Source organism: Mesoterricola sediminis (assembly GCF_030295425.1).
In the GTDB taxonomy this organism is placed as follows: Bacteria; Acidobacteriota; Holophagae; order Holophagales; family Holophagaceae; genus Mesoterricola; species Mesoterricola sediminis.
On sequence record NZ_AP027081.1, the window covers coordinates 803,409 to 820,367 of the forward strand.

11 protein-coding genes and 1 pseudogene are annotated in these 16,959 nt (G+C 69.7%); 4 read left to right on the top strand and 8 right to left on the bottom strand.

The window, feature by feature from the left end; all coding sequences use genetic code 11:
- Positions 1-101: 101 nt before the first annotated feature.
- Positions 102-2,285, top strand: coding sequence for an HAD family hydrolase (locus R2J75_RS03470; protein ID WP_243331164.1), 2,184 nt, complete (start codon positions 102-104; stop codon positions 2,283-2,285).
- Here the strand turns inward: R2J75_RS03470 and R2J75_RS03475 are convergent.
- Positions 2,248-3,702 (bottom strand): glycoside hydrolase family protein, encoded by a 1,455-nt coding sequence (locus tag R2J75_RS03475; protein ID WP_279341711.1) that lies wholly within the window; start codon positions 3,700-3,702, stop codon positions 2,248-2,250. The genes R2J75_RS03470 and R2J75_RS03475 overlap by 38 nt on opposite strands.
- Positions 3,703-3,876: 174 nt before the next feature.
- On the opposite strand from R2J75_RS03475, the gene R2J75_RS03480 reads away from it, so the two are divergent.
- Positions 3,877-4,530: a Crp/Fnr family transcriptional regulator gene (locus R2J75_RS03480; RefSeq protein ID WP_316411078.1), complete on the top strand. Its 654-nt coding sequence runs from the start codon at positions 3,877-3,879 to the stop codon at positions 4,528-4,530.
- A 393-nt stretch (positions 4,531-4,923) separates the two neighbouring features.
- On the opposite strand, the pseudogene R2J75_RS19785 reads toward R2J75_RS03480, so the two are convergent.
- The 3 genes and pseudogenes from R2J75_RS19785 to gltA form a co-directional block, all read right to left on the bottom strand.
- Positions 4,924-5,118 (bottom strand): annotated as a pseudogene (locus tag R2J75_RS19785) (GxxExxY protein); the annotation flags it as partial.
- A 136-nt stretch (positions 5,119-5,254) separates the two neighbouring features.
- A complete protein-coding gene (locus tag R2J75_RS03485) occupies positions 5,255-6,010 on the bottom strand; it encodes an IS5 family transposase (protein ID WP_316411079.1) in 756 nt (251 codons plus the stop codon).
- Between the two features lie 134 nt (positions 6,011-6,144).
- Positions 6,145-8,910 (bottom strand): NADPH-dependent glutamate synthase, encoded by a 2,766-nt coding sequence (gene gltA / locus R2J75_RS03490; RefSeq protein ID WP_243334816.1) that lies wholly within the window; start codon positions 8,908-8,910, stop codon positions 6,145-6,147.
- 169 nt (positions 8,911-9,079) lie between these two features.
- Here gltA and R2J75_RS03495 point away from each other — a divergent pair, with 169 nt between their 5' ends.
- Positions 9,080-10,024: a carbamate kinase gene (locus tag R2J75_RS03495; RefSeq protein WP_243334814.1), complete on the top strand. Its 945-nt coding sequence runs from the start codon at positions 9,080-9,082 to the stop codon at positions 10,022-10,024.
- Here R2J75_RS03495 and R2J75_RS03500 read toward each other — a convergent pair.
- From R2J75_RS03500 to typA, 4 genes are all read right to left on the bottom strand, one after another.
- Positions 10,014-10,484 (bottom strand): bacteriohemerythrin, encoded by a 471-nt coding sequence (locus R2J75_RS03500; RefSeq protein ID WP_316411080.1) that lies wholly within the window; start codon positions 10,482-10,484, stop codon positions 10,014-10,016. The genes R2J75_RS03495 and R2J75_RS03500 overlap by 11 nt on opposite strands.
- Before the next feature lie 45 nt (positions 10,485-10,529).
- Positions 10,530-11,729 (bottom strand): MFS transporter, encoded by a 1,200-nt coding sequence (locus R2J75_RS03505; protein WP_243334809.1) that lies wholly within the window; start codon positions 11,727-11,729, stop codon positions 10,530-10,532.
- 31 nt (positions 11,730-11,760) lie between these two features.
- Positions 11,761-13,650, bottom strand: coding sequence for a pentapeptide repeat-containing protein (locus tag R2J75_RS03510; RefSeq protein WP_316411599.1), 1,890 nt, complete (start codon positions 13,648-13,650; stop codon positions 11,761-11,763).
- A 96-nt stretch (positions 13,651-13,746) separates the two neighbouring features.
- The gene (typA, locus tag R2J75_RS03515; RefSeq protein ID WP_243334807.1) at positions 13,747-15,573 is read right to left on the bottom strand and encodes a translational GTPase TypA; all 1,827 of its coding nucleotides are present in this window, start codon (positions 15,571-15,573) and stop codon (positions 13,747-13,749) included.
- A gap of 126 nt (positions 15,574-15,699) precedes the next feature.
- Between typA and R2J75_RS03520 the strand changes: the two genes are divergently transcribed.
- Positions 15,700-16,959, top strand: a complete 1,260-nt coding sequence (locus R2J75_RS03520) for a type IV pilus twitching motility protein PilT (RefSeq protein ID WP_243334804.1) — start codon at positions 15,700-15,702, stop codon at positions 16,957-16,959.

The following is a 16,959-nucleotide window of genomic DNA, read 5'->3' on the forward strand; positions in this document are numbered from 1 at the left end:
CAAACAGACGAAGGCCCCGGTTCCCGGGGCCTTCGCGCGTACCTGGAACCCGTCCGGCCCGGGGGGCATCTCACCCTTGCGCGTTCGCGGCGGAGGCGGGGATGAGGGAGCGTGGGGTCTACATCCTGCTGATCAGCGTCCACGGCCTCATCCGGGGCGAGGCGCCCGAACTGGGCCGCGACCCCGACACGGGGGGGCAGGTCCTCTACGTCCTGGAACTGGCCCGGGCCCTGGCCCGGAACGAGGCCGTCGCCCAGGTGGACCTCCTCACCCGGCTCGTGGAGGACCCCGCCGTGTCGGAGGACTACGCCCGGCCCGAGGAGGCCCTGGGCCCCCACGCCCGCATCATCCGGCTGCCCTTCGGGCCCCGTCGCTACATCCGCAAGGAGCGGCTCTGGGACCACCTGGACCACCTCGTGGACCGGTACCTGGTCTTCGCGCGGGACCTGCCGCGCCTGCCGGACCTCATGCACAGCCACTACGGCGACGCGGGCCTCGTTGCCGTTCGCCTGTCCACCCTCCTGGACATCCCCTTCCTCCACACCGCCCATTCCCTGGGCCGCTGCAAGCGGGAGCGGCTCCTCATGGCCGGGGGCCGGGAGGCGGCCCTGGAGCGCACCTTCCACTTCGAGCGGCGGATCGGGGCGGAGGAGGAGGTGCTCCGCCACGCTTCCGGGGTCATCGCCAGCACCCGCCAGGAGACGGCGGAGCAGTATGGCCTGTACGACCGCTTCGATCCCCGCCGGGCCGTGGTGATCCCCCCGGGCACCGACCTGGCCCGCTTCTCCCCGCCCGTATCCCGCCGCCCCGACCCGGCCATGGCCCACCTGGTGGACCGTTTCCTGGCGCGGCCCCGCAAGCCCCTCGTGCTCTGCATCGGCCGCCCCGTTCCCTCCAAGAACCTCCTGGGCCTCGTGGAGGCCTTCGGCGCCGATCCGGCCCTGCGGGAGGCCGCGAACCTGCTGGTGGTCGCCGGCCGCCACGAGGACATCCGCGGCATGGACGAGGAGGGCCGGCGCACCTGGGAGGACCTCCTCCTGGCCTTCGACCGCCACGACCTCTTCGGGCAGGTCGCCTTCCCCAAGGCCCACCAGCCCGGGGACGTGCCCGCCTTCTACCGCCTCGCCGCCCTCCGCCGGGGTGTGTACGTCAACCCCAGCTCCCAGGAGGGCTTCGGCCTGACCCTCCTCGAGGCCGCCGCCACCGGCCTGCCCGTGGTCACCACCGACAGCGGCGGCCCCCGCGACATCATCGCCAACTGCCGCCACGGGCTCGTGGTGCCGCCCCACGACCCCGCCGCCCTCGCCGCCGGCATCCGGGAAGCCCTGGCGGACCCCGCGCGCTGGTCGGCGTGGGCCCGCAACGGCCCTCGCCGCGTGCGGGACGCCTACACCTGGGAAGCCCACGTGGACCGCTACCTCAAGCTGGCCCTGCGCCTCCTCCGGCGCCTGCGCAAGCGGGCCCGCAGGGCCCGCGCCGGGGCGCGCCCCGATGGCCTGGCGACCCCCTTCCTCCACGCCCGGGCCGTCCTGGTCTGCGACATCGACGACACCCTCACCGGCGACCCCGCGGCCCTGGCCGAGCTCATGGCCTGGGTGGCGGCGAGGCGCGGCGACCTGGCCTTCGGCGTGGCCTCGGGCCGCAAGGTGGAGAGCGCCCTGCGCATCCTCCGCGCCTGGGGCGTGCCCGTCCCCGACGTCATCATCGGGGGCGTGGGCTCCGAGATCCGCTACGGCGCCACCGCGGCCCCCGACGAGGCCTGGGCGGCCCACATCCGCCAGGACTGGCGCCGGGACGACCTCGCCCAGGCCCTCCGGGACGTGCCCGGGCTCCGCCTCCAGGCGCGGCGCAAGCAGGGGCCCTGCAAGCTCAGCTACGTGGTGCGCCCCGGGCGCCTGCCGCCCCTGGGCGACGTGGCCGAGGGCCTCCACCGGGCCGGGCTCCGGGCCAACCTCATCCTCAGCCGCTCCCGCCACCTGGACGTCCTGCCCGCCCGGGCCTCCAAGGGCCACGCGGTCCGCTACCTGGCCTTCAAGTGGGGCATCCCCCTGGACCGCTTCATCGTGGCCGGCGACAGCGGCAACGACCGGGACATGCTCGTGGGCGACATGCTGGGCATCGTGGTGGGCAACCACGGGCCCGAGCTGGACGACCTGCGGGGGCGGGCGCGGGTCTACTTCGCCCGGCAGCCCAGCGCCGCCGGCGTCCTGGAGGGGCTGCGCCACTACGACCAGCGCCTCCTGGGCCTCAGGCCCGGTCGTGGGCCGGCGGATCCAGGGCCATGAGCAGCGGGGGCGCCAGGGCCACCTCGGCGCTCTCCAGGTAGATGCCCAGGTTCGCGCCAGAGAAGCGCCCGTCCACCAGGGAAAGGCGCACCACCCCGTTGACCGAGAGCTCGATGTAGGGTCCCCAGCGGATCAGGCGGAGCCGGTGCCGGCGGTCCGCGACGGGAGTGAACTCGCCGATCTGGAGGCTCTCGTAGATGTAGTTCTCGAAGACCCGCTCCAGGCGGTTGCCCCAGGCCCGGATGTGGGCGCGCCCCTTCTCCGCGTCCAGGCTCACGAAGTAGCCGTTGAGGTGGTCGTCCAGGGAGAACACCAGGCCCGCGTCCCCCTGGCGCAGGGTCTGCCATTCCAGGTCCAGGATCCAGCTCCCGTTCCCCACCGCCACCGTGAACAGCTCGAAGCCGCTGCGGCACGCGAACCGCGTCCGCTCCCCGTCCTTCGCGCGGGAGGCCGCGCCGTTGGCGAGGCGGGGCTCCAGCAGGTCCGGATCGATGGCGGTGCGCGCCCGCACCTTGTCCATCCAGCGGTGGAAGCTCACCAGCTCCAGCTTTCCGTCCGTGCGCCGCCGGATCTCCTTGGGCGGCGGCAGGCTGCGGGTGCCGGCCTTCACGTCCAGGGCATCGATGTAGAAGGTGTAGACCAGCGTCCGCGGCCCGTCGCGCATCGTCCGTGCCGCGTAGTTGCCCCGGGGCAGCAGGACGTTGTCGTTGAAGGCCTTGTACTCCCCCCGGAAGGTCTCGCTCCACCAGTAGTGCACCTCCACGTCCTCGCGCACCGAACCGATGAGGTAGTACGTGCCCTCCAGCTCCAGGAGGCAGGGGCACTCGATGTCGTCGTACATGCGGGGGAAGAAGAGGGGCGGCTCCAGGACGTAGCCCTCGTCGGTGCGGCGCACCAGCCCCACGCAGCCCCGCCGGCTCACGGGTCCCCCGGCCACCCGGGCGCAGAGGAGGAGCCACTCCTCCTCCGCGCTGCGCCACAGGAAGGGATCCCGGAAGGAGACCCAGCCCCGCTCCGACGTGCCGGGGCCCTCGTAGACCTCCCCCCGGGGCACCAGGGGCAGGTTGTGCTCGTTGTCCTTCCGCCAGGCCACGAGGTCCCGCGAGACGGCCCTGCCGATCCGCTGGAAATACCCGTTTTCCGCCCGGTGGAGGCCCGTGTAGAACATCTCGTACACCTTCCGGGCCGGGTTGTGGCTCACGTGCATGGTCCAGAGCATGTCGTCGTCCCAGGCCCCGGGCTCCCCGGTGAAGAGGGCGTTGCGGGTGCGGGCCCAGCTCATCCCGTCGTCCGAGATGGCGTGGGCGATGTAGTCGTGGTTGGGGAGCACCAGATGGAACAGGTGGTACTTGGTGCCACGTTTGATGACGTCTATATCCCCAATTTCCCATTCCCGGAACCCTTGGGATTTGTACATGTCTTGCCTTTCCACGGTTTTTTGGAACTGCCTACCTTGGATTCCCTCGCCGCTCCCTCCGTTCCCCGGAAGGGTGGTCTGTGCCTCATACCGCCCGCGTGTTCCCGGGCCCCGACTTGTGTGATACAAATCACGGGTGCTTTTGGGGTGCCCATGGCCCAGGCGGTAGTCAATTTGAGGCGGATCGAATACCTGGCGGGCCTGCCGGCGGCAGAAGCCGAGGAACTGGCCGCCGTCAGCGAGCTCAGGAAGTACACCGACGGCACCCCCGTCTTCAGCCAGGGCGAGACCATCCCGGGCGTCTTCGTCGTCGTCCAGGGGGCCCTCAAGGTCTTCCGCACCGACGGCCGGGGCAAGGTCCAGGTCATCGACATCCTCCAGCCCGGCACCTGCGTGGGCGAAGTCCAGGTCTTCGACGGCGGCGTGGCCGCCAGCGGGGCCGAGGCCCACGGGGACACCGAGTGCTGGCTGGTCCCCGCCAACGCCCTGCGGCTCATGGCCGTCAAGAACAACGCCGTGGCCATGTGCATGATCCAGCACTTCGCCGGCAAGGTGCGCCACCTCATCTCCCTGGTCGAGACCCTGAGCCTCCACAGCGTCCCCGAGCGCGTGGGCCAGCTGATCCTCGAGTACCAGGGCCGGAATCCCGGCCGCGCGCTGGTCGAGTTCAAGGAGACCCAGGAGGACCTGGCCCAGTGCATCGGCGCCAGCCGCGAAGCCTTCAGCCGAGCCCTCCGCCTCCTCGCCGACCTCGGCCTGATCCAGAGCACCTTCCCCGTCGTCCGGATCCTGGATATCCAGAAACTCCAGCGCTACGCCCGCGGCTAAGGCAACCGAACGAGCTCTGCGACCACCTGGCGCCGGGCAGGGCCAGGGCCTCCCTCCGCGAACCCATGCGCATTCCGCCTGGGCCCGGTCCCAGGCTCCTGGGGCCGGCCTGCCGCTGGGGGGAGGCCTGGCCATGGAAGGTAGGCCGGGTGGTCCTCCCTTCAAGCGATGGAAATTCATGGATGGCCCAGGAACCCAAGGGTGTGTTCGTAATCTAGGATAGTAATGGCTAATTCCCATCCGTGCCGGAGCATGGAGGAGCTGGAATCGTGAGTCTGTGCTGCAGTGCCTGATGGCGCCGCGCATACGCAGCATCCTATTGGAACGCGGAGGCGCGGAGGATCTCGCTGAGGCTCGCGGAGAAAGGATCAAGCCCACAAGCCCCCTCCACTCGATATCCAGGAAAACCTCCCGCTTCACCTTATGGCCGGCCAGTCTCAGGGAGTGCGCCAGACAGACCTTGTAGGGATCTTCCAGGAGTCCGTGCCCCAGAGCCTTCTGGATCTCGATGGCCTCCCCGATGATGGCCTGGGTGATCTCCTTGTGCGGATGATCCTCCCCGTCGACCTCTCCCCAATGCCTTCCCATCACGCCTCCCGTTGGGACGTGTCATTGGGAGGTGGCAGGTTCCAGGAGCGCTTTCCTCCGCGACCCTCTGCGAGATCCTCCGCGCCTCCGCGTTTCATAGGATCAATGAGGATCCGGAACGCTTGTCACCCTCCGCTCATAGCCTCAGCCAGATCACGATGCAGGCCAAAGCCACCTGGGCTGAGAAACTTCGCGCCGTTTTGTCGAACCTGGTGGCCAGCGCCCTGAACTGTTTGAGCTTGGCGAACCCATGCTCGATGGCATGGCGGGCCTTGTATAGGTGTGAGTCCCAGGCCGCCGGATTCTTGCGCCGGGGATGAGGTGGGATGACGGCTGTCGCACCCATGGCCTCGATCGCCTTCCATACCGGGTTCCCATCGTAGGCCCGATCTCCGGACACGTACTCTGCCTGCCAACCGCACAGCAATCCTTCAGCAGACCGGCTTTCATGGGCTTGCCCCGGAGTGACCAGGAAATCCAAAGGATTACCGTGGGCATCGCAGATCAAATGGATCTTGGTCGAGCATCCACCCCGAGATCGTCCGAGCGCCTGGTTCCAGAGCCCCCCCCTTTTGCCTGCTGAAGGTTGATGAGCGCGAATGATGGTGCCATCCAGCATGACCCACTCCAGGTCGGCTTCCTTGCGCAGGAACTCCAGGATCCTTTGCCACACGCCGCGCTTGGTCCAGGCCTCAAATCGCGTGTACACGCTTGTCCAAGGTCCAAATTCCTCCGGCAGGTCCCTCCACGGCGCCCCAGTCCTGTGCCTCCACAGGATCGCCTCCACCATGGGACGGTTGGGGTGACGGGATCGCCCCATCCCTCCACGCTCTGGCGGAAGGAGCGGTTCAAGCTTTGCCCACATGGCATCGGTCAGGAAACTTCTCGGCATCGTTACCCCAGGAAAATTCGTGGTGTACGAGCCTTTACGTATGAGTACAAGTTAACTATTTTTCTAATCTATAGATTCCGAACACAGCCTAGGCGCAGCAGATCGCGTTGAAAAAAAAGGAGGGGCTGTCCGCCCTACCCGTTCGCCTCGGTGAGCTGACGGTGGATGGCCTCGGCCGCGCGGCGGCCCTGGCCCATGGCGAGGATGACGGTGGCACCGCCGGTGATCACGTCGCCGCCGGCGAAGATGCCGGGCACGGTGGTCTCGCCGGTCTTGGCGTCCACGGCGACGACGCCGCCCTTGAGGGTTTCGAGGCGCTTCTCCACCTGGGCCAGCAGGGGATTCACGGAGAAGCCGAGGGCGATGACGAGGGTGTCGCAGGGCAGGAGGAGGGTGCGGTCCGTGGCGCGGACGCCGCGGCGGCCGTCGGGCCCGGGCTCGGTGAGCTCCATCTCGGCGCACTCGATGTGGGTGATCCAGCCCTTGTCATTGCCGATGCAGCGGATGGGGTTGGTCAGCCAGTGGAACTGGACGCCCTCCTCCTCGGTGTGCTCGAGCTCCTCCTTGCGGGCGGTGGATTCCTTGATGGTGCGGCGGTACACGATGGACACGGTGTCGGGGCCCATGCGCCGGGCCGCGCGGGCCGCGTCCATGGCGGTGTTGCCGCACCCGACGACGACCACGTGCCGGCCGACGGTCACGGGGGTGCCCGTCTCGGGGAAGAGGTCGGCGCGCATGAGGTTGATGCGGGTGAGGAATTCGTTGGCGGTGTAGATGCCCTTGCAGTCCTCGCCCGGGATGCCGAGCATCTTGGGCAGGCCGGCCCCGGTGCCCATGAACACGGCGTCGTAGTCCGCCTTGAGCTCGGCCAGGGTCATGCTGCGCCCCACCAGGGTGTTGAGCACGAACTTCACGCCCATGCGGCGGAGGGTGGCGACTTCCTTGTCCACGATCTCGTTGGGCAGGCGGAACTCGGGGATGCCGTAGAGGAGCACGCCGCCGGGGCGGTGCAGGGCGTCGAAGACGGTGACGTCGTGGCCCTTCCCGGCGAGCTCGCCGGCCACGGTCAGGCCCGCGGGGCCGGCGCCGACGACGGCCACCTTCTTGCCGGTGGGGGGGGCCATGGGCGGGGTCTCGGGCTCCGCGGCCAGGAGGGCGTCGGCGGCGAAGCGTTCCAGGCGGCCGATGGCCACGGGCTCGCCCTTGATGCCCACCACGCACTTGGCCTCGCACTGCTTCTCCTGGGGGCAGACCCGGCCGCAGACGGCGGGCAGGGAGGAGGACTGCTTGAGGATGCGGGCGGCCTCGAGGGGGTTGCCCGCCTCGATCTGCTTGACGAACTTGGGGATATCGATGTTGACGGGGCAGCCCTCGATGCACTTGGGGACCTTGCAGTCCAGGCAGCGGGCGGCCTCGAGCCGGGCCTGCTCGGGGTTCAGGACGAGGGTGACCTCGCGGAAGTTGGCGACCCGGTGGGAGGGTTCCTGGCAGGCCGCGACCTGGCGGGGGATCTTCATGCGCTGGGCGGGCTTGAGGGTGGGGAGGTCCAGGTTCTGCCAGTCCAGGTCGGCCACGGGGGCGATGAACGGCAGATCGGCGTCGGTGACGGGATGGGAGGGCAGGCCCAGGTTGCAGACGTGGTCGGAAGCCTTGGTCTCGTCGGCGCGGTACCAGTCCTGGCGCATGCGGAGCTGGGCGAAGTCGACCTTGTGGCCGTCGAAGTCGGGGCCGTCGAAGCAGGCGAACTTCTGCTCGCCGCCGACCGTGACGCGGCAGCCGCCGCACATGCCGGTGCCGTCCACCATGAGCGCGTTCAGGCTCACCAGGGTGAAGATGCCCTTGGGCCGGGTGGCCTCGGAGACGGCCTGCATCATGGGCATGGGGCCGACGGCGATGACCTCGGCGATGGGCTCGCGCTCGATGAGTTCGGCCAGGGGATGGGTGACGATGCCCTTGCGGCCGAGGCTCCCGTCGTCGGTGGTGATGATGAGCTCGTCGCTGGCGGCCTCCAGTTCCGCGGCCAGGAGCACGCGCTCGCGGCTGCGGCCGCCGAGGATGGTGATGACCTTCTGGCCGCGGGCCTTGAGGGCCTTGGCCGCCGGGAGGATGGCGGCGCTGCCGTATCCGCCGGCCACCAGGACGACGGTGCCCGTCTCCACGAGCTCGGTGGGCTCGCCCATGGGGCCCGCCACCGCGAAGAGCTTGTCGCCGGCGCTCAGCCTGCCCATGGCGCGCGTGGTCGCGCCCACCTCGACCATGATGAAGCGGATCCAGCCGGCGCGGGGGTCGCCGTCGGCGAGGGTGAGGGGGATGCGCTCGCTGGTGGGGAAGGGGGCCACCATCAGGAACTGGCCGGGCTTGCGGCCCCGGGCCACCATGGGGGCCTGGACGACGAAGCTCCAGGTCTCGGGGGCCAGCAGCTCCTTCTCGAGGATGAGGTAGCCGTCCTCGTTCACCTCGGCGCCCATGTAGAGGGACTTGCCCTTGAGGAGGGGCAGCATGACCCGCTCCTCGGTCTCGATGTGCTGGCGGACCAGGTCCAGGAGCTTGCGCGCCACCTCCAGGTAGGGGCCCTGCTCCCGCACGCTGCCGCCGTCGTTGCCGCTCAGCAGGTGGAGGGTGAGGTCCCACATCTCCCGGTGGTCGCCCACGAGCTGGTCCATGAGGGCCTCGGCGCCCAGCTCCTCCAGCAGGGGGAGGAGTTCGCGTTCCTCGGCCTCGTTGTGGGGCCGGAGCACCTCGTAGATCCAGCGGGCGGCCCGCTCCATGCCGACCCAGTCCCGCCCCGCGATCGCGGCGTCCAGCTCCGTGAGCTTGCCGAGGGCGGTGAGGTGCAGGAGGTGCCACTCGCCCATGGACGTCTCGTCGTGGACCAGGGCAAAGGAGGGGGCTGGGGACATGGGTGGACTCCGGATTTGCCTTCACTATCGCCTAGCCGCGGCCAGGCCGCCTAGGCTTTGGGGGGTGATGTGGCAAACATCACCTGGACCCAAAAGAAGACCAGGGGATCAAAAAAGGCTTGAAAAAATTTTACTCTCATTTATAAATTTTTTTCACCCTGGAGGTTCCATGGCCCGCACCGTCGTCATCGCCATCGGCGGCAATTCCCTCATCGCCGACGAAACCCGCCAGTCGGTGGCCGACCAGTACGCGGCGGCCGCCGCCACCTGCGAGCACATCGCCGCCCTCCTCCAGGGCGAGGACCTCCGCCTGGTGGTGACCCACGGCAACGGGCCGCAGGTGGGCTTCATCCTCCGGCGCTCGGAGCTGGCGGCCCAGGAACTCCACATCGTGCCCCTGGACTCCTGCGTGGCCGACACCCAGGGGGCCCTGGGCTACCACCTCCAGCGGGCCCTGCGGAACGCCTTCCGGACCCGAGGGGTCGCCCGGACTCCCGTCACGGTCGTCACCCAGGTGCTGGTGGACCGGGCCGATCCGGCCTTCGCCAAGCCCAACAAGCCCATCGGCTCCTTCATGAATGCCGAGCTGGCCGACAAGCATCGCCGGGAGGACGGGTGGGACCTGGTGGAGGACGCGGGCCGGGGCTACCGGCGCGTCGTGGCCTCCCCCCGTCCCAAGGCCATCCTGGAACTGGAGGCCGTGCGGGAACTCCTGGACGCGGGCTTCGTGGTGGTGGCCGGCGGGGGCGGGGGCATTCCCGTGGTGGAGGACGCCGAAGGTCGCCTGACTGGGGCGGCGGCGGTGATCGACAAGGACCTGGCCTCAAGCCTGATGGCCCGGCAGCTTGGAGCGGAACTGCTCGTCATCTCCACGGCCGTGGAGCAGGTGTGCCTGGATTTCGGGAAGCCCACCCAGCGGGCGCTTGCCACCCTGACCCTGGCCGACGCCCGGCGCTACATCGACGAGGGGCACTTCAAGCCGGGCAGCATGCTGCCCAAGATCCAGGCCGTGGTGGCCTTCCTGGAGGGGGGCGGCAAGGAGGCGATCATCACCGATCCGGCCCACCTGCCCGCGGCCCTGCGCGGCGAGGCCGGCACCCGGATCACGGCCTGAGGGGTCCTGCTTCGTCCTGGAGGTGCTGGGCGAAGGCCCGGTCCGTCCCCAGGAAGTGCTCGGTGAGCCAAGCGGCCAGGAAGGACACCAGCTCCTCCAGATCGCTGGTGCTGCCGGCCCGGTAGGTGTTGACCAGGCGATCCAGGTAGGCCCGGGCCCGCTCATGCTCGTCCGCGTGGGCGGCCAGCTCCGGGAAGCCCTTTTCCGCCATGAGGTTTTCCTCGGTGCGGAAATGGGTGTGCACATAGACGATGAGGAAGGAGAGGATGCGCCAGACCTCTTCCTGGGTCTGGCCGCAGGCGATGGCGAAGGCCAGACGGTTGACCCCGGTGACGAGGGCCTTGTGCTGGCTGTCGAGGCGGGGATCCCCCGTTTCCCAGGCCGGGTCCCAGGCGAGGGGGGTCAGGCGGGAGGTCCGGGCGGGGCTGGGGGCCAGGGGGTTGGGAAGGCAATCGTTCATGTCTTCAAGGATGGGGACGGGCCCGGTCCCTGGAAATACGGTGGATTACGTACCGGCGCCCTCAGGCAGGGCGGCCTTTTTCCCACGCCACGGCAGGATTCCGGCCACACCGGCGGCGCTGACGAGGAGACCGATGCCGACCACCCCGTTCCACCCAAACCGGCCATAGGCGGAGGCGGACAGCAGGGACCCCAGGGCGCCCCCGGCGAAGTAGGCGGTCATGTAACCGGCCGTCAGGCGGTTCCGGGCCTCCGGCCGGATCTGGTAAAGGGCCGTCTGGTTGCTGATGTGGATCCCCTGGACGGCGAAATCCAGGAGGAGGACGCCGATCAGGAAGGCGGTCATGGACCGGGCTCCCAGGGCGAGGGGGATCCAGGACGCGAACATGAGGCCGAGGCCCAGCTGGGTGGCGCGCGCCCCCCGGCCCGCGTCCGCCATCCGGCCCGCCATGGACGCGGCCAGGGCGCCGGCGGCGCCGGCCAGCCCCATGAGGCCGATGGCGGCCGGGGCCAGGCGGTGGGGGGGGCCCGCCAGCAGGAAGGCCATGGAGGTCCAGAACACGCTGAAGTTGGCGAAGGCGCACGCCCCGAAGAACGCCCGCCGCCGCAGGAGGGGCTCCTCCCGGAACAGGGTGAGGATGGAGGCGAGCAGCTGGGGGTACGACAGGTCCACCGGGGCGTGGTGCCGGGGCAGGACCCGGCGGAGGACGAGGGCCATGAGGGCCAGGGCCGCGGCCCCCGCCCAGAACACGCTGCGCCAGCCGGCCAGGGAGGCCATGGCCCCGGCCACGGTGCGGGCGAGGAGGATGCCGAGGAGGAGGCCGCTCATGACCGTGCCCACGACCCGGCCCCGGGCCTCGGGGGTGGCCAGGGTCGCCGCGAAGGGCACCAGGATCTGGGTGACCACGGAAAAGAGGCCCGTGAGGGCCATGCCGAGCACGAGCACCGGATAGGCCGGCGCCAGGGCGGTCAGGACGAGGCCCAGGGCGGCCAGGAGGGTCATGGCCACGATCAGGCCCCGGCGCTCGAACCGGTCACCCAGGGGCACGATGCCGGCCAGGCCGAGGGCGTAGCCCACCTGGGCGGTGGTCACGAGCAGGCCCGCCCGGGCCGGCGCCAGGCCAAAGACCCCGGCGATGGTGGGCAGCAGGGGCTGGGCGTAGTAGATGCTGGCAACCGCCAGGCCGGTCGCGGCCGCGAGGGTGAGGGTAAGCGGCCGGGAAAGAGAAGGCGCGGGCTCGGTCATGCCCGAGTATAGCGGGCCGGCCCGCCCGGGCTCAGAAGGGGGACTTGGGGTAGAGGCTGACGATCCGCTCCCGGTCCTCGCTGAGGCGGACGACGAGGAGGGACGAGGGGACCCACTGGCCGTCCGTCCAGCGTTGCGCCTCGCCGATCTCCCGGCCCATGGGGTGGAAGATCAGCCAGGTGCGGTCCATGTTGGGCACGGGCGTATGGCCGGCCTCCAGGGCCTCCCGGGCGAAGGCCAGGAGGGTCTCCCGGTTGCTGTCCGCCAGGTGGAAGCGGCTGCGGTCCGGGCCGCCCGGGTGGAAGTGGCGCTGGGCCACATGGTCCCAGTCGAGGGTGGCCAGGAGGGCCTCGACGGTGGGGCGCGGCCGCTGGGGCAGTTCCAGGGTGGGCAGGAGGGGCTTGGCGGGCGCCGCGGTCTTCTCCTCCACCGGCGCTGGCCGGGGCTTGGCCGGGGCCTTGGGCTCCACCTCGGGTTCGGGGGCGGCCAGGGTCACGACGAGGGACCCCACGGTGCCGCGCCCGGCCAGGAGGCAGTAGAGCCGGCCATCCCCGCCGTCGATGAGCTGGGTGGGGCGGCTGCCCTTGGGCAGGGCGGTCCAGGTCAGCTTGCCCTCCGGATCCACGCGGCCCAGGCGGCCCCCCTCGGGATCGGTGAACCACAGGCACCCGTCGGGGCCCTCGGTGAGGGCGGGCTGGGTCAGGCGCTTGCCCGTATCCAGGGTCCCTTTCTGGATGGCCACGGGGTCCAGCCACTGGAGCGACCCGTCCAGGTGGACCCAGATGCGGCCCGACCGGAGGCGCAGGGCCCGGTAGCTCCCCGGGTCCTGGGCGGGCAGGCCCACCAGGAAGGGCTTCAGGGCGCGTTCCCCGAGCTCGGCCCGGCCCGGAATGAGGCTGAAGGCGTGGACGCCCGGGGCCAGGCCCTGGAAGCCCATGCTGTCCCCGAAGGGTCCGTGGCCGTAGCCGTAGGTCCGGAGCTGCAGGCTGGGCCACCGGCTGGCGATGCTCGCGGCCGCCAGATCCTGGCCCAGGGCGGCCCGGTACTTGAGGCCCTTCTCCAGGTCCAGGAATTCGAGGGCCTTCCCCGTGGGCGCGTAGAGCTCGGGCCGCGTGGGGAGGGCCTGGCCGTGGGCGATGACCTCGAAGGGCACGTCCCGGCCGCGGCGCGCGTCCTCCAGGGTGTAGGCGCCCAGGCAGAACTGGACCAGGTGCTGGGTGGCCGGCATCGCCACGTAGAGGTCCCCGGCGGGGGCCGGCCCGATCCACGCGACGGGGCTCGGGGCCAGCAGGATGCTCACCAGGTCCGGCAGGACGATGAGGAGGGTCTTCCCGTCGCCGCACAGGACGGCGAAGCCGTCCCCGGCGGCGCCGCCCCGCAGGTGGGTGAGCTGCCGGGGATCGCCGTGCAGGGAATGCAGGCCCATTTCCTGGAAGGCGCCCACCCAGCCCTCCCCCCGGAAGAACTCGGCGTAGGAGGCGGTCAGGTGGGCCAGGGCCCCCCGGGCCTCGGCCACCGCGGGGTCCTCGGCGGCGGCCGAGGCCCGGATCCAGTCGTCCACGGGGTGGATGAGGCGGCCGTCCGGATCCAGGGTGTCCCGGAAGGTGACCGTCCGGTCGGCCCGGGTCCGGGCCGGCAGGCGCGCCCCCGTCAGGTCGGCGCGGGTGAAGTCGGCGTGGCGGAGGGAGAGTCCCGTGAAATCCACGCCCTGGAGCCGCGCGTCCGTGAAGTCGGCGCCCTCCAGGTCGAAGAGGCTGGAGGCGCGGTCCATCAGCCGAACCCCCGTCTGGAAGGTGGCCCCCCGGAAGTCCAGCTCCCGGCACAACCGGCCCACGGTGATGGCGCGGCCGTGCCGGTCCGTGCCCACCACCCGGTCGTCCGGATCCTGGGCCAGCGCGGCCCCACCGGCCAGGCAGGCCACAAAGAACAAAGATCCCCACCGCATCGACTCAACACCCTCCCGGCCCCGGGGGGCCTCGGTATCAAGTGGCGGCAGGGACCTTCGGGTTCCGGCGCGTCAGTTCGTCAGGCGCCGCTCCGCCTTCTTGCGGTCGTTCTCGTTCAGGATGCGCTTGCGCATGCGGATGGTGTTGGGGGTGACCTCCACCAGCTCGTCGTCCTCGATGTACTCGAGGGCCTGCTCGAGGGTGAACTCCCGGGGCGGGGTGAGGCGGGTGGCCTCGTCGCTGCCGGAGGCGCGCATGTTGCTGAGCTTCTTCCCCTTGGCGATGTTCACCACGAGGTCGTTCTCGCGGGCGTGCTCGCCGACGATCATGCCCTCGTAGCACTTGGTGCCGGGGTGGATGAAGATGATGCCGCGATCCTCGAGGTTCATGAGGGCGTAGCCCACGCTCTCGCTCTGGTCCATGGAGATGAGCACGCCGTTCTTGCGGCCGGGGAGCTCGCCCTTGAAGGGGCCGTAGTGGCTGAAGAGGCTGTGGAGGATGCCCTCGCCGCGGGTGTCGGTCATGAACTCGGAGCGGTAGCCGATGAGGCCGCGGCTCGGGATCTTGAAGTGGAGGCGCACGCGGCCCAGCTCGTTGGCCATGTCCTGCATCTCGGCCTTGCGGGTCCCCAGCTTCTCCATTACGACGCCCATGTAGGCGTCGGGGACGTCGATGGTGATGTCCTCGTAGGGCTCGAGCTTCTCGCCGGTGGCGGGGTCGGTGTGGAGGATGACCTCGGGGCGGCTCACGCAGAGCTCGAAGCCCTCGCGGCGCATGGTCTCGATGAGCACGGCCAGGTGGAGCTCGCCGCGGCCGGAGACCTTGAAGCTGTCGGGGCTGTCGGTGTCCTCGACGCGCAGGGCGACGTTGTGCTGGAGCTCCTTCATGAGGCGCTCGCGGATGCGGCGGCTCTGGGTGTGCTTGCCGTCCTGGCCCGCGAAGGGCCCGTTGTTCACGACGAACATCATGGAGATGGTGGGCTCGTCGATGTCCACGTAGGGGAGGGCCTCGGGGTTGGTGGGATCGGCGATGGTCTCGCCCACGCGGATGTCGGGGATGCCCGCCAGGGCCACGATCTCGCCGGCGGTGGCGGCCTGGAGGTTGACCCGGGCCAGGCCCTCGAAGCCGTAGAGCATGGTGACCTTGTGGTTCTGGATGGACCCGTCGCGCTTCACGAGGGCCACCTGGTCGCCCACCTTCATCTGGCCGTTCACGACGCGGCCGATGCCGATCTGGCCCACGAAGTCGTTGTAGTCCATGAGGGTGACCAGCATCTGGAGGGGGGCCTCCGGGTCGCCCTGGGGCGGGGGGCAGTGCTTGACGATGGCGTCGAACAGGGGGTCCATGTTCTCGCTGGCGTCGTTGATGTCCATCATCGCGTAGCCCTGCTTGGCGCTGGCGAAGACGCAGGTGAAGTCCAGCTGCTCGTCGGTGGCGCCCAGCTCGATGAGGAGCTCGAAGACCGCGTCCTGGGCCCAGAGGGGCCGCGCGCCGGGGCGGTCGACCTTGTTGATGACGACGATGGGCCGGAGACCCAGGGCGAGGGCCTTGCGGGTCACGAACTTGGTCTGGGGCATGGGGCCGTCGAAGGCGTCCACGACGAGGAGCACCGAGTCCACCATGCTGAGCACCCGCTCCACCTCGCCGCCGAAGTCGGCGTGGCCGGGGGTGTCGACGATGTTGAAGCGGTGTCCGCTCCAGTGGAGGGCCGTGGTCTTGGCGAGAATGGTGATGCCCCGCTCCCGTTCCTGGTCGTTGCTGTCCATCGCACGTTCCTGGACCCGCTGGTTGTCCCGGAACATGTGGGCCCCTTTGAACATGGCGTCCACGAGGGTGGTCTTGCCGTGATCGACGTGGGCGATGATGGCGACGTTTCGGATCTTTTCGATGGCGGTCATTCGGTTCCTTAGGAAAGAGCGGGAAACAGCAGAACCCTCGATTTTACCTGAAAACAGGCAAATCCCCCATCCCGGAATTCCCGGACCGGACTAACATTGGATGCGAACGTCCCAAGGACCCGGGTCATGCATATTAATGAGCTGCTTACAACCATCGTGGATCTAGGTGGTTCCGACCTGCATTTGAAGGTGGGGAACTACCCCATCGCCCGCGTCAAGGGCCGCCTGGCCCCCCTGACCCAGTTCAAGAAACTGGTGCAGGAGGATACCATCGCCATGGCCTACTCGATCATGGCGACCGACCGGCAGAAGGCCAAGTTCAAGGAAAACATGGACTTGGATCTGGCCTACTCCGTCCCTGCGCTCGGCCGCTTCCGCTGCAACATCTTCAACCAGCGGGGCACGGTGGGCATGGTCCTCCGCGTCATCCCCCGGCGCATCTTCAGCATCGAGGACCTGATGCTGCCCCGGGCCCTCAACAAGATCTGCGAGGAGCAGCGGGGCCTGGTCCTGGTCACCGGCACCACCGGCTCGGGCAAGTCGACCACCCTGGCCGCCATGATCGACCTGATCAACGCCACCCGGAGCGAGCACATCCTCACGATCGAGGACCCCATCGAGTACCTCCACCGGGACAACCTGAGCATCATCAACCAGCGGGAGGTGGAGGCCGACTGCAAGAGCTTCGCCACCGCCCTCCGCGCCGCCCTCCGCCAGGACCCCGACGTCATCCTCGTGGGCGAGATGCGCGACTACGAGACCATCGAGACCGCCATCCACGCCGCCGAGACCGGCCACCTGGTGTTCTCCACCCTGCACACCCTGGACGCCTCCGAGACCATCAACCGCGTCATCTCCGTGTTCCCGCCCCACCACCAGAAGCAGATCCGCCTCCAGCTGAGCCAGGTGCTCAAGGCCGTGATCTCCCAGCGCCTCGTGCCCAGGGCCGACGGCCAGGGCCGGGTGCCCGCGGTGGAGGTCCTGGTGGCCACCGAGACGGTGCGCGCCTGCATCGAGGACAAGGACAAGACCAAGGGCCTGAAGGACGTGATCGCCCAGGGCACCTCCCAGTACGGGATGCAGACCTTCGACCAGAGCCTCTACTTCCTGCTCCAGGAAGGCCTCATCACCGTCGAGGAAGCCCTCAAGCGTGCGACCAACGTCGGCGAGTTCAAGCTGCGGCTGGAGGGCATCGCCTCCACCAGCGAAATGGCCCGCTCGAACATGGACCGGGGCATGGCCATCACCACGGGTCTGGGGCGGGAGGCGGGCGGCGCGCCCGCGCCCGCGCCCACCCAGTCGGGCATGCGTCCGGCGCCCAGCGCGCCCCAGAACAAGCCCCCCGAACCGCCGCTGGGGGACTTCAAGATCACCCTCGCCCGGTAG

What these genes read in the sequence shown, in the direction of transcription:
- R2J75_RS03500 (WP_316411080.1), bottom strand. Translation starts at nt 10,484, where the DNA reads ATGAACGATTGCCTTCCCAACCCCCTGGCCCCCAGCCCCGCCCGGACC.
- gltA (WP_243334816.1), bottom strand. Translation starts at nt 8,910, where the DNA reads ATGTCCCCAGCCCCCTCCTTTGCCCTGGTCCACGACGAGACGTCCATG.
- R2J75_RS03520 (WP_243334804.1), top strand. Translation starts at nt 15,700, where the DNA reads ATGCATATTAATGAGCTGCTTACAACCATCGTGGATCTAGGTGGTTCC.
- R2J75_RS03470 (WP_243331164.1), top strand. Translation starts at nt 102, where the DNA reads ATGAGGGAGCGTGGGGTCTACATCCTGCTGATCAGCGTCCACGGCCTC.
- R2J75_RS03475 (WP_279341711.1), bottom strand. Translation starts at nt 3,702, where the DNA reads ATGTACAAATCCCAAGGGTTCCGGGAATGGGAAATTGGGGATATAGAC.
- R2J75_RS03495 (WP_243334814.1), top strand. Translation starts at nt 9,080, where the DNA reads ATGGCCCGCACCGTCGTCATCGCCATCGGCGGCAATTCCCTCATCGCC.
- R2J75_RS03485 (WP_316411079.1), bottom strand. Translation starts at nt 6,010, where the DNA reads ATGCCGAGAAGTTTCCTGACCGATGCCATGTGGGCAAAGCTTGAACCG.
- R2J75_RS03505 (WP_243334809.1), bottom strand. Translation starts at nt 11,729, where the DNA reads ATGACCGAGCCCGCGCCTTCTCTTTCCCGGCCGCTTACCCTCACCCTC.
- typA (WP_243334807.1), bottom strand. Translation starts at nt 15,573, where the DNA reads ATGACCGCCATCGAAAAGATCCGAAACGTCGCCATCATCGCCCACGTC.